12 protein-coding genes and 1 riboswitch are annotated in these 14,952 nt (G+C 43.0%); all 12 genes read left to right on the top strand.

Annotated elements, in window-relative coordinates:
* The first annotated feature begins 236 nt into the window (after nucleotides 1–236).
* Nucleotides 237–1,799: an L-lactate permease gene (locus SALPA_RS07620; RefSeq protein ID WP_222427902.1), complete on the top strand. Its 1,563-nt coding sequence runs from the start codon at nucleotides 237–239 to the stop codon at nucleotides 1,797–1,799.
* Between the two features lie 554 nt (nucleotides 1,800–2,353).
* Entirely contained in the window at nucleotides 2,354–4,327 is a 1,974-nt protein-coding gene (locus tag SALPA_RS07610; RefSeq protein WP_145091847.1) for a methyl-accepting chemotaxis protein, read from the top strand.
* Nucleotides 4,328–4,896: 569 nt separating this feature from the next.
* Complete coding sequence (locus SALPA_RS07605) at nucleotides 4,897–5,724, top strand: DUF2064 domain-containing protein (protein ID WP_145091844.1); 828 nt, start codon at nucleotides 4,897–4,899, stop codon at nucleotides 5,722–5,724.
* Nucleotides 5,725–5,771: 47 nt separating this feature from the next.
* The gene (locus SALPA_RS07600) at nucleotides 5,772–6,866 is read left to right on the top strand and encodes a (Fe-S)-binding protein (RefSeq protein WP_145091841.1); all 1,095 of its coding nucleotides are present in this window, start codon (nucleotides 5,772–5,774) and stop codon (nucleotides 6,864–6,866) included.
* 19 nt (nucleotides 6,867–6,885) lie between these two features.
* Nucleotides 6,886–7,836, top strand: coding sequence for a DUF169 domain-containing protein (locus SALPA_RS07595; RefSeq protein WP_222427901.1), 951 nt, complete (start codon nucleotides 6,886–6,888; stop codon nucleotides 7,834–7,836).
* Nucleotides 7,837–7,879: 43 nt separating this feature from the next.
* Nucleotides 7,880–10,075, top strand: coding sequence for a molybdopterin-dependent oxidoreductase (locus tag SALPA_RS07590; RefSeq protein ID WP_145091838.1), 2,196 nt, complete (start codon nucleotides 7,880–7,882; stop codon nucleotides 10,073–10,075).
* On the top strand, nucleotides 10,075–10,617 hold the full coding sequence (locus tag SALPA_RS07585; RefSeq protein WP_145091835.1) for a 4Fe-4S dicluster domain-containing protein: 543 nt from the start codon (nucleotides 10,075–10,077) through the stop codon (nucleotides 10,615–10,617). Before SALPA_RS07590 ends, SALPA_RS07585 begins: the two co-directional genes overlap by 1 nt.
* A 14-nt stretch (nucleotides 10,618–10,631) precedes the next feature.
* Nucleotides 10,632–11,597 carry an NrfD/PsrC family molybdoenzyme membrane anchor subunit gene (nrfD, locus tag SALPA_RS07580; protein ID WP_145091832.1) on the top strand — a complete coding sequence of 322 codons (966 nt, stop codon included), beginning with the start codon at nucleotides 10,632–10,634 and terminating at the stop codon, nucleotides 11,595–11,597.
* A 15-nt stretch (nucleotides 11,598–11,612) separates the two neighbouring features.
* Complete coding sequence (locus SALPA_RS07575) at nucleotides 11,613–12,089, top strand: GNAT family N-acetyltransferase (RefSeq protein WP_145091829.1); 477 nt, start codon at nucleotides 11,613–11,615, stop codon at nucleotides 12,087–12,089.
* Between the two features lie 28 nt (nucleotides 12,090–12,117).
* Nucleotides 12,118–12,906, top strand: coding sequence for an MBL fold metallo-hydrolase (locus SALPA_RS07570; protein ID WP_145091826.1), 789 nt, complete (start codon nucleotides 12,118–12,120; stop codon nucleotides 12,904–12,906).
* A 30-nt stretch (nucleotides 12,907–12,936) separates the two neighbouring features.
* Nucleotides 12,937–13,530, top strand: coding sequence for a flavin reductase family protein (locus SALPA_RS07565; RefSeq protein ID WP_145091823.1), 594 nt, complete (start codon nucleotides 12,937–12,939; stop codon nucleotides 13,528–13,530).
* Between the two features lie 216 nt (nucleotides 13,531–13,746).
* A riboswitch (molybdenum cofactor riboswitch) is annotated at nucleotides 13,747–13,876 on the top strand.
* Between the two features lie 95 nt (nucleotides 13,877–13,971).
* Nucleotides 13,972–14,952 carry a GTP 3',8-cyclase MoaA gene (moaA, locus tag SALPA_RS07560; protein ID WP_145091820.1) on the top strand — a complete coding sequence of 327 codons (981 nt, stop codon included), beginning with the start codon at nucleotides 13,972–13,974 and terminating at the stop codon, nucleotides 14,950–14,952.

The following is a 14,952-nucleotide window of genomic DNA, read 5'->3' as shown; positions in this document are numbered from 1 at the left end:
AAATTAAAACTAATAAATGGATTCCAAATTAAATAATAGTACAGATACATAGGGGTACCCGTAATGTACGAAGTACGCTTTATTACGCATGCAATTAACTATCAAATCCTGGAATGTACCAAAGTGATTTGGGTGGAAGAACCCACCCCATTTCCCCATAGGCTGATTTGACTTACTTTATAAAAAAATATCATCTGTGCTACTAAGCTGCAAATAGGAAAATGAGGGGGATTTATGTGGAACTGTTGAGCTTTTTAACTTTGTTACCAATTATTATAATTTTTTTGTTACTGACCTGGAAGAATGTAGCTACCCATACCAGTGCTCTTATTGGCTGGGTATTGTGCATGTTGGTAGGATACTTTTTCTTTTATACGTCTTTTGAGCTTAGTATGAGGGCGAGTGCCGCCGGGATTATCGCTTCTTTCCCCATTACTCTAATGGCGGTCACATCAATTCTTCAGATTAACTTTATGGAAGCTACCGGCGCATTGAAAAGAATTGCTGTTTTTTTAAAAACCTTAGCTCTTTCGGATTCAGCTACACAAATAATGACAGTTAATCTGGGTGCAGGTATGATGCTAGTAGCAGCCGGGGCAACACCGGTAACTGTTTTACCGCCGATTATGGTAGCAATGGGCTATTCTAAATTTATGGCGATTGCTTTGCCTGCTCTGGGATTCGACGCCCTTTGTACGTATTCAATGTTAGGAGCGCCACTAGTAACTTATTCGGATTTTACTGGTGTTCCATTGGTTGAAGCTGCTCAGGTTTTTTCTAAATATTTACCGGTCATATCGACTTTAATTGCATTTGCCATGATGTGGCTTGTGGGTGGATTAAAGACGATGGTAAAAGGATTTTTTCCATGTCTGCTTGCCGGTTTGACGGCAGGTTTTACGGCTGTGGCTATTGCCTATATCCCAGCTTTTAGCTCGGGAGTAGTATTGACCGGAATAATTGCAGGTATTGCAGTGATGTTGGTGATGATGCTTTATCTTAAAGTAATTGGCAAGCCGATTATTTGTAAGGCTTGTTTAACACCGGAAGAACTGCAAATAGAAAAGGAGATGTCTTTGATTACGGCATTTTCTCCTTGGATTATTTTGATCGCAGCCTTGTTAATCGTTAATTTTTATCCGCCTTTAAATAAATTATTATTTAAAGAATTTGAGATGGCAGTTTCCGTAGTACCCGGTCAGGTAATCAAGATTCGACCGCTTTGGAATGCCTATACCTGGGTGTTGATAAGTACACTACTTTCGGCAATTTTTCTTAAGCCTAAAAAGAAAGAGATTCAAGAAACCCTAAACAATTGGCTGTTAAGGGCTCCCAAACCAGTATTATCATTAGCTGTATTCTTTATGTTAGGCTTGCTAATGAATAATACCGGTTTAGAAAACGTCGGCGGAGTCTGGAAGAATGTTGATCCCACACATAACATGGTTTCAGTTCTGGCTTTGGAGTCCGCAGAACTATTTGGTTCCTTTTATCCGTTGATTACCGCGCCATTGGGGATGTTTGGCGGCTTTGTTACTTCAAGCGAAGCTTCGGCCTTGGCCATGTTTGCTAAATATAATATATTAACTTCTGATATGATACATGTTGATCCACGGATTGTTACTGCCGCTACAGGCATAGGGGCTGGTTTGGCCAGTGTTTGTTCACCGGGAAAGCTACAAAATGCGGCTTATGTCATAGATGCTTTCGGAGAAGAGAATAAAGTAATGAAAACCACCTTCCCAATTTCAATTGTTTTAGTACTGATAACCGCTGCTATGTGTTATATGTTGGCTTAAGTATTACGAGAACCTGAACTGGGATTTTTTACTGCTAAAAAGCAGGTTGTCTGAGACGTCTGAACGACAGTGATTTCGCAATCTTCTGAAATAATGGCATAGAGTTATCAACTAACAATATGTTTACTAGAACAAGGTCTTGTACCGAGGTGGAGTATGTTAGACTAAGAAAAATATACACGTATGGGAAAGAGAGGCGGAAGTATTGTGTGCTGGGTCTGTAACCCATCTTGCGGGAAATGTAAACCACCGATTCAAATAGTAAAATGTCCTGCATGTGGAGGTCATAATTTAGCTGGTATTAAAAACTGTAAAAAATGCCGTGCAACTCTGCCGGAACAAGTTCGACAACCTGCCATTATGTGTCATTATAGCGGACTGAAGTGCGTGAATCCTTGTGGCAGACATCAAGATACTCCTAAAGATGGTATGGCAAAGCTTTGCAACCGAAATACACCGCCGTCATCAAGCAATAACAATGCTGCTGATGAAATGGCTGTACCAAAGAATTCCATGAATCTGAGGCAAGAGAAATAGTAAATAGAGGCGATGGCATGAAAAGTATTAAAGTTAAACTACTGGTGGCGATTATCACACTATTTGTGGTGACACTTGCTGCTTTGGCGGGACTGAATTATTGGCAGGCAAAGAAAATTTTGACAAAAGATATTGAAGTAGAAATTACTAACCTGGTACAAAACAGTGGTAAGGAAATCGGCATGTGGTTGTCAGGTACTGTGACGGAGATGGCAACTATCGCCAGGTCGCCTCTCGCGGTTAGCGGCAACCGTGAGGGTATTGCACCTTATCTTGGGGCAGAATTGGCCAGGAATAAGATGTATGAGAACATTCTTTGGATTGACAGCACTGGGAATTATTTTGATTCCAAAGGTGAAACCGGAAATCTGGCCGATCGTGACTATTTTAAACAGGGGATAAAGGGGGAAACTGTAATTTCTGACCCGGTTATGTCCAAAGGAACTGGTAAGCTCATTGTGGTTATCGCTGTCCCTATCCAAGCTAATGGGCGAATTATCGGCGTTTTGGCCGGACCAGTCAATATTGAGGAAGTAGAAAAAAAGGTTCTCGGTATCAAAGTTGGAAAGACCGGTTATGCATTCCTGCTGCGTAAAGATGGGTTAACAATTATCCATCCCAATAAAGAAATTGCCAACAAGACAAATGTGCTGACAGATTCTAATGCCAACCCCGCGCTGAAGGCGGCAGAGGAAAAAATGGTGCAGGGTGAAAGTGGTCTTGCAAGTTACAATTATGACGGTTCGTCTAAGTATTTAGCTTATGCACCGATAGCGGGGACTAGCTGGTCAATCGGAGTCAATGTGCCAGCAAGTGAAGTGACTGGCAAATTGGATGCTTTTACTTGGGTTTCCATTGGTACTATCATGGTTGTGCTTATTATCGCCAGTTTGGCAATCTTGATGATAGCTTCTCGTATTTCAAAACCATTGCAAACATTGGAGGCAGCAGCAAATGGCATCGCTGCTGGTGACCTTAGAATGGCGGAAATTAACGTCAATTCCCAAGATGAACTGGGGCATCTGGCGAGAGCGTTCGAAACGATGACTGGGAATCTTCACAACCTGGTGCGCCAGATCGGCAGTACTTCAGAGCAGGTAGCTGCTTCTTCGGAAGAACTGACCGCCAATGCCGATCAGTCAGCCCAGGCAGCCAGCCAGGTGGCTGGTTCTATTGTCGAAACCGCTCAGGGAGCCGCACGCCAGACCAGTGCTGTAACAAAAGCTGTTGACTTTATGCAACAGATTACGAGTGAAGCACGGCAGCAAGCTGATAAAACGCGCAATGCAGTAAACATCGCCAGCAGAGCGGTGAATTCAGCTGCAGAAGGCAATAAGGCTGTTACTACTGCTGTGAGTCAGATGAACAGTATCAAGCAAACAGTGGATAATTCAGCACAAGTAGTTGTTGAGCTTGGTGAACGCTCCAAAGAAATTGGACAAATCGTCGAAACAATCGCTGGTATCGCTAGCCAAACAAATCTGTTAGCACTCAACGCTGCCATTGAGGCAGCACGAGCCGGCGAACAAGGTCGAGGATTTGCGGTGGTAGCCGAGGAAGTACGCAAGTTGGCAGAGCAATCGCAAGAGGCGGCAAAAAAGATTGCCGAACTTATTAGCGATATTCAAGGAAAGACAGAAAATGCAGTGACTGCTATGACCAATGGAACCCAGGAAGTGAAGCGGGGATATGAGGTCGTTGATCAAGCAGGTATAGCCTTCCGGGACATCAACGGACATGTGAAGGAAGTTGCAGACATTGCACAAGACGCCGCCAATGGAATGGATGAATTGGCTTTCAATAGCGAAAAGGTTCTTGAGACGGTGAAAGAAGTGGAAACGATAAGTCGGGAGATAGCAAGCCAGGCACAGACCGTTTCCGCTGCAACCGAAGAACAGTCAGCTTCAATGGAGGAAATCGCGTCTTCCAGTCAGAATCTGGCTGAACTGGCGGAACAATTGCAAAACGTAGTCAGTAGATTCAAAGTTTAGGTTTAGTTAATTGTGAGAGAGTATTTGTTTATGGAAAAGGCTGCTTTTTTTATTCAGGCGGGATCAAAAGTTTTAAGCTTCTGCGAGGAGACTGAATTGCTGTCCCAAAATAGAAAATTTAAATCAATTTGGTTCATCTTGTTATTGACTAAAAGTAGCTTTTTCTACGAAATATCGAGCTTTTGCGCTGTTTTTTAGGTTGGCATAAAATTTGCATTAAAATATCTTTGTGGTTATTTTAATCAAATTTCCTTTTTGGTGTGTACTGAAAAAGAAGCGTTATTGATTTTAAAATGAGACAATAAAAATGAGGAATTTCTCAAAATGAAAAAAAGAAAAAGGAATTACAAAAATAAAAATAAGCGCAAATGCTTTATCTATAAGAGGTTTGGGGGTTTGTTTATTAAGAAAACTAATTGGCATGAATTTTGCATTATAAAGTATTTAGATAATAATATGAATGCGATATAACAGAGAAATACTGAGCTTAGCGGATGCAAGGATACCGAAATTTACCTGTGCTTGGTATATATTTAAAGTAGCTTAGTTTATTTATAGGGGGAATAGTAATGCGCAATGCAATAGTTGTATTTACCAAAGTTCCTAAGGCCGGAGAAACTAAAACCCGGCTTACTACAGAGCGGGGCGGCATATTAACTCCGGAAGAGGCTATGGCTTTTTATGAAGGCTGTCTGCTAGACGTAATTAACGTTTGTATCGAGGCCAAAAGTGGTGACATCCGGGTTTGTTACAATCATGATGGAGATCGCGAATACCTGGAAAAACTGTTGTCCAGGATTTCCGACCGTTCGCAAATTAAAGAAGTTTATGCTGACCGAGGCGGCAACTTTGATCAATGTATGCAATATGCTGCTGATTATATTCTGAAAAACGGGGCTTCGGAACGTTTAGCTGATAGTGTGATCATTGTCGGTGGAGACCTGCCTAGCTTGCAGCCTTCCATCCTAAAGGATGCTGTTTGCAAACTGGAACAGTTGGCAACGAGTGAATATGGTCTAAAAGTGGCCCGTAAAATTGATAATGTATCCCAAAAACTGGGAGCAGGGTTAGTGGAAGGAGCTTGTCAGGAAGGTGGCTTTTCCGTTGTTGGTTTTACCTGTACGACGCCATTTGATTTCAACCGGGTATTTTACAATACTGATGGGACAACTGCGTTGGATATGTTGATAACTAAAGCGGTACGGCAAGATATTCCATTTGGTATAGTTGAAGCCGCGCCTGACGTTGATATTCCAGTGGATTTAGCAAGCATGATTCCGGTTATCAAGGCGTTGGAATTAGCAGCACGCTGCGATAAAAGCATCAAGATACCGGCAAACACCATTGCAGTTTTAAATGAAATCGGTCTGGAAAGCACGGCAGTAGCGCACCGTTGATTATAAAATTCTTTGGTAAGTCGTGGTGGTCTTAAGGGGAGTTGTGGATGGATAGACTAGCGAAAAACTGTATTGAATGTGGTGAATGTACTGAAATTTGTCAATTTCTAAAAGCAACAGGAAAAACACCGGCGATAATAGCAAAGCAAGGGGTCGAGGTTGACGATGCCTTTAGCTGTTCATTATGCGGTGCATGTGAGGCTGTTTGTCCACAAGGACTAAGCCCCAAAGAGATGTTTGCCAGCCGAAGGAATGAAGCAGTAGCTAATGGTGAATTGGATATTGATGAATACCGGTATCTATTTCCTGATAGAAAAAATAATGTTATGAATGTTTTCCGCAGCTATTATGGTATTGACTATCGTGATATAGAAAATGTCGGCAGTGGTGGAACTTGGTTTTTTCCCGGCTGTACTTTGCTGACGTATTCTCCGGAACTAACGCGTGAGGTTTATTGCAGATTACAGACTGACTGTAACTGTCAGGGCATATGGACAGAGTGTTGTAGCAAACCTTTGCTTCAAATGGGTTTGCAGCAAAGAGCTGAAATCATGCAGGCGGGGTTAAGGGAATTTGTGCAAAAACATAACATTACCAGGCTTATTACTGCCTGCCCAGGTTGTTATTATCAATTGAAAAACGTCTTTGAATTTTGTGATGTTAGTGTTCAGACAGTGTATGAAGTGTTAAAAATTGAGCCACTTAAGCGGACTGACAAAATCAAGTGCACCATCCATGATGCCTGTCCGGATCGGTTTGAACTTACGTTTGCCAGTCAAGTGCGTCAAGCATTGGAGCAAAGTGGCTTTTCTATAATAGAAATGAAACACAGTAAAGAGCAAGCAATTTGTTGCGGCAGCGGTGGGCAGATTTCTCACTTTAATCCGGAATTAACGGAAAAACTCGTAGAGCAAAGAATGAATGAAGTCAAGTTGTCCGGCGCCGATATTCTGGTAGGGTACTGTCTAAGTTGTGTGTTGAAATTTGATGTTTTTAGTTCGCCTATTCCCGTAACTCACGCGTTACACTTGTTACTGGATCAAAATAAAGAATTCACTGGGGCGAAAGCACGGGTAGCTAAAATGCTCACCGGTGCTGATGGGGAAAAAATATGGGAACAAATTATGGCAGAGGACAGGTAAGAAAAGGAGACCAAGCAGCGTGAATAATAATGAACTTGCCACAGCACTTACAAAAATGTTGACACTTAGGTGGTCACCAGTTGCGGTAAAACTAGTAAAGCCCGGTGAAAAAGTTCCGGAAAAAGTAACTCAGCCTTCGGTTCCGCTGAGACACTGCCAGGCTATCACCCTTGCTCGGCGAGGTAATAGTTTATATATGCCACCCAGTCGGCACGCCTGCCCGGACGGAGCTGCAATTATGGGGTTGGTTCCTATGTCCCCTAAATTGCGTTCTGGTGAATTATATCTGTTGTTTAAAAAATTGCCGACAATTGAATGTGCACAGAAAATGATAGCCACAAGGCAGGAGTTTGAAGCAGGTACCTATGCGGCGACTGTGCTTGCTCCGCTTGAGGATGCCACTTTTGAACCAGATGTAGTTATTTTTACTATGTATCCTGAACAAATGATGTGGTTAATGTGTGCAGCCAGCTATAGCACGGGGGAACGGCATAATTTTCATACTTCAGGTTACAACTCAACTTGTGCTGATTTGACGGTACAGGTTATGAAAACTCAACAAATGAATATTTCTTTCGGTTGTTATGGTGCCAGAGCCATTAGTGATATTAGTGATTTTGAAGCCTATGTTTCTGTACCGTTTCAACAGTTGCCCACACTGGTAGGGGCACTGGAAAAATTATCGGTAAAAAGTATTCCGGAGGCTCGGCGGCGGATCTATATGCCGCCAGTTATAGATAAAGTAGCTTGTGCTGAACCGGTAGGAGGTAATTCGGTTGATGTTCGTATTGACAGCAACCAGTGCACCGGCTGTGGTTTATGTGAAGCGTTTTGTCCGGAAGCCGTAATTAGGATGGTGACTATGGATGGGAAGCAAACGGCAAGTGCATCAGCTGCCGAGAAATGTTGTGCCTGCTATACCTGTGCCGGGCAATGTCCGCAAAAAGCCATACAGCTAACAGTTCGCTAAAGCTAAAAAACCGATAATATTGTATGAAATTGGGGGATAAAGGATGAGTGAAGAAAAAAAGACGGCTTGCCACTTCTGCCATATGAATTGTGGTATGCTGGCAACAGTGGAAAACGGAGTGATAACAAAGGTTGTGGGAGATCCGGAGCATCCGTTTAATGCGGGGGCGCAATGTCCTCGGGGAGCTTCGGCATTAGATCACCTCAACCACCCCAACCGGATTAACTATCCTCTTAAAAGGGTAGGTAAACGCGGGTCAGGTGAATTCAAACGCGTGTCCTGGGAAGAAGCATTAGATGACATTGCGGCACGTTTAACTGCTTTAAAAGCAAAGTATGGTGCTGAGACAATCACTACTACCGGGGGCACTAACCGGACTGATGATTTTGCCCGGAGACGTTTCTTCAATCTCGTGGGTAGCCCTAATGTTGTTCATACAGCTCCTGTTTGCTGGATTCCTAACTTTTTAACCGAGGCAGCGTCCTACGGTTGGGCCGCTTTCGACCCCGAAATTGCGGGAGCAAAATGTGCTGTTATATGGGGTCATAATGGCGGGTCTTCCTATTTGCCGGAAATGCGTGGTATGTTACAAGCTAAAGCGAATGGAACGAAAATTATTGTTATTGATCCGAACTACAGTGAAACCGCCTCGAAAGCTGACATCTGGATGCCTTTAAAGCCAGGTTCGGACAATGCTCTGGCACTTGCCTGGCTGAATGTTATTATTAACGAAGGCTTATGCGATTATGACTTCATTGCTGAATGGACAGTAGGATTTGAAGAATTAAGTGAAAGAGTAGAAGAATACACGCCTGAATGGGCAGCCGAAAAAACCGGTCTATCTCCGGAATTGATTGCTGAGACTGCCAGAATGTACGCGATGAGCAAGCCGGCTTGTATCGTATGGGGAGTTGCTACAGACCAATTAGGAAAAGGCAGTGCAGCTTCCGCTCAAGCACGTGTTGCGTTGCGTATCATTTGCGGCAATTTAGACGTTCCGGGCGGCGATGTAATGCCTGGTCCTCACCCAACCTTCATTACTGACTGGGAAATGGAATTAAATGATATGCTGCCAGAAGAGCAGCGGGCGAAACAGTTGGGGTCAGACCGGTTTAAACTGAACTCCTGGCCAGGTTACGAAATGTTAACCGAAAATATGCTGCGCGTATGGGGTAAAAGTATCCCGGCAGAATGGTTCTGTGAAGCCAATCCCTCAACAGTATTTAGAGCTATGGCAACAGAAAAACCCTACCCGGTAAAAGCCTGTATCACATTGGCTAATAATCCGTTAGTATCGTATGCAAACTCCAAACTTGTTTATGAAGGATTAAAAAAGCTTGATTTGTATGTAGTAATGGAGTATTGGATGACGCCGTCAGCTATGCTGGCTGACTATATTTTGCCTGCTGCTTCCTGGTTGGAAAGACCGGTTATGACTACCACGTACGGGGTTTCTGATTGGCTGATTGCTTCCGAGAAAGCAATTGAACCAATGTATGAGCGTAAGACTGATACCGAGTTTTGGTCAGAACTTGGTCATAGAATGGGGCAAGCAGAGTATTGGCCTTGGAAAACTGATGAAGAAATATTCAAGTACCGACTTGATCCGCTAGGCTTAGAGCTTGAAAGTTATGAAGAATTTGTTGAGCTGTACCGGATGCATTTTGCCGAGCGTGATTACCGCAAATATGAAACTCGTGGTGTGGCTACTCCGTCAGGTAAAGTTGAACTTAAAATATCCATCTTTGAACAGCTTGGTTATGATCCGCTGCCTCACTATGTAGCACCGCCATTCAGCGCTGAAGCCAAACCGGAATTGGCGGAGCAATATCCATTAAGTCTTGTTGCCGGTGGTGGTTTTATGCCGTTCTTCCATTCTGAACACCGGGAAATAACAAGAATCAGATTGTTACGGCCTTATCCACGAGTTGCCATTAATCCGGCTCTTGCTCAAAAATGTAACATCAAAGAGGGCGAATGGGTTTGGATTGAAACGCCAACCGGCAAGGTTAAGCAGACCGCATTTATCACCTCGGCTGTAGCACCTGATGTTATTCAGGCAGAACGTGGCTGGTGGTTCCCTGAAAAGGAAGTAAAAGATCCTAGCTTAATGGGCGTATTTGAATCCAATATTAATGTATGCGTGGATGACGATCCGGACACTTTAGATGAGCTTTGCGGCAGTTTTTGCTCTAGAGGCGTTATGTGTCGGATTTCGAAAGTGGAGGGGAACGACTAATGCACTGGGGAATGCTAATTGATTTGACAAAATGTGTAGGCTGTCATGCCTGCACGATTGCTTGCCAAAATGAAAACAACTTACCTTTCGATATGAAATACTGTAAGGTTTCCAAAGTGGGACCGATTGGGGAGTATCCGAATTTGACTTCCTATAATATTACGATAGGGTGTATGCATTGCCAGGATGCCCCCTGTGTTGATGGCTGTCCTACAGGCGCCAGTCATCACCGTGAAGATGGTATTGTGGCAATTGACCCGGAAAAATGTGTAGGCTGTCAATTCTGTATGGTAGTTTGCCCCTATGGTGTGCGTCAAATGAATGAAGAAAATGGAATCGTTGAAAAGTGCTCCCTGTGTTTCAATCGATTAGACGAGGGTATGGTTACACGGTGTGTAGAAACCTGTCAGTTAAAGGCAAGACATGTTGGTGATCTTGACGATCCTGACAGTGAGATCGTGAAATTGATCCGGAAGAATAATGCACAGCCGTTGTACTCACATTTAGGAACTAAACCATCAGTTTACTATATTATGCCATAGGAGGAGGGGCTAGCATGGAAAAACAGCAGGAATATTGGGGAAGTCAACCGGCGTGGTACTTTTTTCTAGCCGCAATGGGAGCGATGATGTTTGTTATTGCTGCAGTAACAGACTTGGTAGGAAATCCAATAGCCGGACAAATTAACGGCTGGGTAAGTATCGTGGCCTTGGCAGCAGCCGGAGTAGGTGCATTGCTGCTACTGGAAGAATTAACTCACAAAACCAAGGGGCATTTGGTTAACGCGCGTCCTTTTGCTTCTGTTATGAGCTTTGGCTCACTCATACAAAGCTTATATATGCCGTTGATATTTGCATATGGAACATTTTTCTTTAGTTTTATTCCTTGGGCAGGATTTGGCTGGCTCAAGACGATTGTTGCGGTGCTGGCTATTATAGCGGCTCTGCTCTATGTTACCTACCCGGGAATAGAGTTGGGTGAAGCAAAAGGCAGAGGCTTTTGGAATGGTGGCGGACTGATTGGCGTTTTCTTAATTAATGGGACTGCAACTGGGGCTGCCGCATTAACTCTGGTATTGTGTATATTTGGTTATGGTGAGAATGCTTATACTGTTACCATTAAGAATTTATTGGCCGCTTTGTTAGTTGCCCAGCTGTTTGCTATACCTGGCTATGTATTAGGAATGAAGCTATCGTCGGCCGAGGAGGCTCGTCGAGGCGCGAATAAGCTATGGAGTGGCGAATTTAGCTCAGCTTTTTGGGCTGGAGTCGTTATCTTCGGAACGTTAGTACCAATGGTCATTAGCTTGCTATTTACTTCTATATACTGGTTAGTTATGGCCGCAGTACTGGTGCTTGTTGGCGGGGCTTGTTTCAGAATCGACTTCTTAAGAGCTGCGGTAAGAGTTGTTTTGCCTGGTGAGGAAAAGGATGAAATGAATAGAAAAGAAATCGCCAAGCTGGCCATTGCGCTGGAAAATCGTTGGCGGGAAAAGGCTTGTTGGTTAAATTCACAAAAATAAGCAGGGGTATCACTTATGTGCACAGAGATAGTTTTTGCCACTGGCGAAGACGAGGCTGAATTACAGGCTCTATTCACAGGCTACGGCATGGGCCTTGCTGGCGATATTGAGGAACACGTACTGGTAAAATCAGATAATAAAGTGTTAGCTGGGGCAATGTTAGCTCAACTTGATACCAACTTCTTTCATTTATTAGTATTTGCTGTCAACGAAGCTGGACGTAACACGGGAATTGGCAGTCAGTTGTTACAAGAAATGATTAATAACCCTGAAAAGTACTGCCAAAATTCATTTGATAGTAATGACAGCTTATACAAGGTTACGACAGTTGCCAAAGGTGATGCCGTACGTTTTTATGAAAAGAACGGGTTTGTCGCCTGTGATTTTTCCGAACTGGCTGAGCCTTATGATGAGCAGTGTTTAGAATGTCCGGACAAAGAGGACTGTAAGCCTGTTGCGATGATCATCGAATGCCATAAATATATCGTATAAGAATAGGTACAACGAGGAGCGAACTGACGTGGAAGCAACTTTTATATTACTGGGGACCGGGGCAGGACCTGGTTTACCTTCCTTTTTCTGTGATTGTGTGGGATGCCGGGAAGCCAGAAGCAATCCTGAGTTAGCCAGAACACGCAGTGGAGCATTCATCGACACAGGTGACAGCAAGATACTTATTGATGCTTCTCCTGATTTACGGCGTCAGCTTATCAGAGAAAACATTACCCAGGTTGACTGTATATTTATGACGCATTGGCACTATGATCATTTTGGCGGACTTGGAGAACTTGAATATTATGTTAAATTAGCCAGAAACGCAGCGATTCCTATATTTTTGCCACCCAGTGCAGTAAAGCAGTTTGCGGATGCGTTTCCTAATTTGACAGAAATTTTTGCGGTTAAATCATGGGAGTTTAGCAAGCAATACTGTTTGGGCGAATTACACTTGACTCCTTTGCCTGCAAATCACGGGATAGAAACGGCGGGTTTTTTGCTGGAATCAACGGGTAATAGGCTTGCCTATTACCCGGATACCGCCGGGCTTCCGGAAGCTAGCGCTGCAAAAGTGCGTGGGGTTGACTGGTTGATATGTGATGCAACTTTTCATGGCGAGAATTGGTTTCCCCATGCTCATATGTCAATAGAGCAGGCCGTTGATCTTGGCAACCAAATTCGAGCCAAAAAAACTGTGATTACTCATTTGGCTATCCATTACAGCCAACCAGTGACCACAAATCAGCTCGCTGAGGAAGTTGCAAGCTATGAGAATGTATGTGTCGCTTATGATGGAATGCGTATTAAATTTTAGAATGGTTTATTAATTAAGGGAGGTGGGAGTATGAAAAAGTCCCTAGGAACTAAATTATTTGCTATGCCCTCGCCGGTATGGGTTGTAGGAAGCTACGACGCTAGTGATCAGCCTAATATTATGACTGTTGCGTGGGGCGGGATATGTTGCTCGGCTCCCCCATGTATAGCAATTTCGTTGCGAAAATCACGCTTGACGTATACTAACATTCTTCAACAGAAAGCATTTACGATTAATATACCATCGGTGCAGCATATAGCAGAAACAGATTATATTGGTCTAGTTTCAGGTAAAAATACAGATAAATTTGGCGTGACTGGCCTTACTCCGATAAGAAGTGATAATGTTAACGCACCCTTTGTTAGTGAGTTTCCCTTAGCTTTTGAGTGCAAACTCCTTCATGCTATTGAAATGGGGGCTCACACGCAATTTATTGGTCAAATCCTTGGCGTCAAAGCAGATGAAGAAATTCTTGATTCAAATGGAACCCCTATGGCTAGTATGATTAATCCATTAATTAGTAGTGCTTCAGACCGCTCCTATTATGCATTTGGAGAATATTTAGGTCAAGCCTATTCTCCAGGGCTGGCATTTCTGGATAACCACGAGGGTGAAGTGCATTAATATAGCTTCGGTGGTCTAAAGAACTTGGTAACAAGCAAAGTAAAAAAGACGATTATTAATTTCAAAATGATACGATGTTTTCTCAAAATAAAAAATAAATAAAATATCACAAAAGTTAAGACAGCGATAAATGCTTACTAGGCAAGAGTTTTTGGGATTGGATAATGGAAAAAAAGATTGGCACGATTTTTGCGATAAAAAGTAATTGGAAATAAATAATAACTGGCACTCCGAGCTGTATGACCTAAAGTTATCCATGGTCTGGCAGTCTGAACGATTAGTTCACGGGGTAGCGAAAGAAATTTCACTACCTCCCAATCTGGGAAAGGAGGCGCTTCATGAGTTTTGAGATAAAAACTTCTGTGCGCTTCTCGCAGAAGTTTTATTTATATTCTGATAAAGATTTCGTTTTATTACATCTAGGAAGGAAGTGAATGAGCTATGTTTGATAGTTATGCTAGAAATATCGATTATTTGCGTGTTTCTGTTACAAATAGATGCAATTTGCGTTGCAAGTATTGTATGCCTGAAGAGGGACTTGCAGATCTTGGTCATACAAGTATCCTGACACTGGAAGAGATTGCCCGTCTCGTTAGGATCGGTGCCAGGGTAGGAATTCGAAAAGTTAGGTTAACCGGCGGCGAGCCGCTTGTTCGCAGAAATATTACTAAGCTTATTGCAGACATTGCCCAAATTCCGGGGATTAGTGATATAGCGATTACGACAAACGGGATGCTGTATGCTGACATGGCAGAAGAGTTGAAGGCAGCCGGTTTGACAAGAATTAACTTTAGTTTGGACAGCCTTAACCCGGAAACTTTCAAATACATTACCAGGCGGGGCAGTCTGAATGAGGTGATTCGTTCGATCGCTAAAGCAATAGAAATAGGTATGGCACCAATAAAAATTAATACGGTGGTTATGAAGGGAATTAATGACCATGAAATACTGGATTTTGTTGAATTAGCAACAAGAATGCCATTACATGTGCGTTTTATCGAGTTTATGCCTGTGGGCGATTTGCCTTTTTATAAAACCGATCGAGTGGTAACGGTAAATGAGGTTCGAGAAATCATTGAACAAAAATATGAGTTATATAAAGGCGTAAATGTACAAGGCAATGGTCCGGCTAAATCCTACCACATACATAGTGGAATTGGTACAATTGGTTTTATAAGTGCCATGAGTGATCATTTTTGCGGTGAGTGCAACCGGATTCGTATGACAGCTGACGGTAAACTTCGCAGTTGTTTGTTTGGCAAAGAGGAGTTAAATTTACGACTGGCTTTACAAAATCATGCCAGCGATGAAAAACTGATAGACATCTTCAGCAAGGCAATCAGGGAGAAGCCGCAACGTCACCATATGGATGAAGGTTGGGGTGCAGACAATAAACGCAAGATGTACCAAATAGGGGGATAA

Source organism: Sporomusa sp. KB1 (assembly GCF_007830295.1).
Lineage (GTDB): Bacteria > Bacillota > Negativicutes > Sporomusales > Sporomusaceae > Sporomusa.
Note: the sequence above shows the minus strand (reverse complement) of the source record. Positions and strands in the feature narration are given on the sequence as shown.

What these genes read in the sequence shown, in the direction of transcription:
- SALPA_RS07610 (WP_145091847.1), top strand. Translation starts at nt 2,354, where the DNA reads ATGAAAAGTATTAAAGTTAAACTACTGGTGGCGATTATCACACTATTT.
- SALPA_RS07605 (WP_145091844.1), top strand. Translation starts at nt 4,897, where the DNA reads ATGCGCAATGCAATAGTTGTATTTACCAAAGTTCCTAAGGCCGGAGAA.
- SALPA_RS07600 (WP_145091841.1), top strand. Translation starts at nt 5,772, where the DNA reads ATGGATAGACTAGCGAAAAACTGTATTGAATGTGGTGAATGTACTGAA.
- SALPA_RS07590 (WP_145091838.1), top strand. Translation starts at nt 7,880, where the DNA reads ATGAGTGAAGAAAAAAAGACGGCTTGCCACTTCTGCCATATGAATTGT.
- SALPA_RS07585 (WP_145091835.1), top strand. Translation starts at nt 10,075, where the DNA reads ATGCACTGGGGAATGCTAATTGATTTGACAAAATGTGTAGGCTGTCAT.
- nrfD (WP_145091832.1), top strand. Translation starts at nt 10,632, where the DNA reads ATGGAAAAACAGCAGGAATATTGGGGAAGTCAACCGGCGTGGTACTTT.
- SALPA_RS07575 (WP_145091829.1), top strand. Translation starts at nt 11,613, where the DNA reads ATGTGCACAGAGATAGTTTTTGCCACTGGCGAAGACGAGGCTGAATTA.
- SALPA_RS07565 (WP_145091823.1), top strand. Translation starts at nt 12,937, where the DNA reads ATGAAAAAGTCCCTAGGAACTAAATTATTTGCTATGCCCTCGCCGGTA.
- moaA (WP_145091820.1), top strand. Translation starts at nt 13,972, where the DNA reads ATGTTTGATAGTTATGCTAGAAATATCGATTATTTGCGTGTTTCTGTT.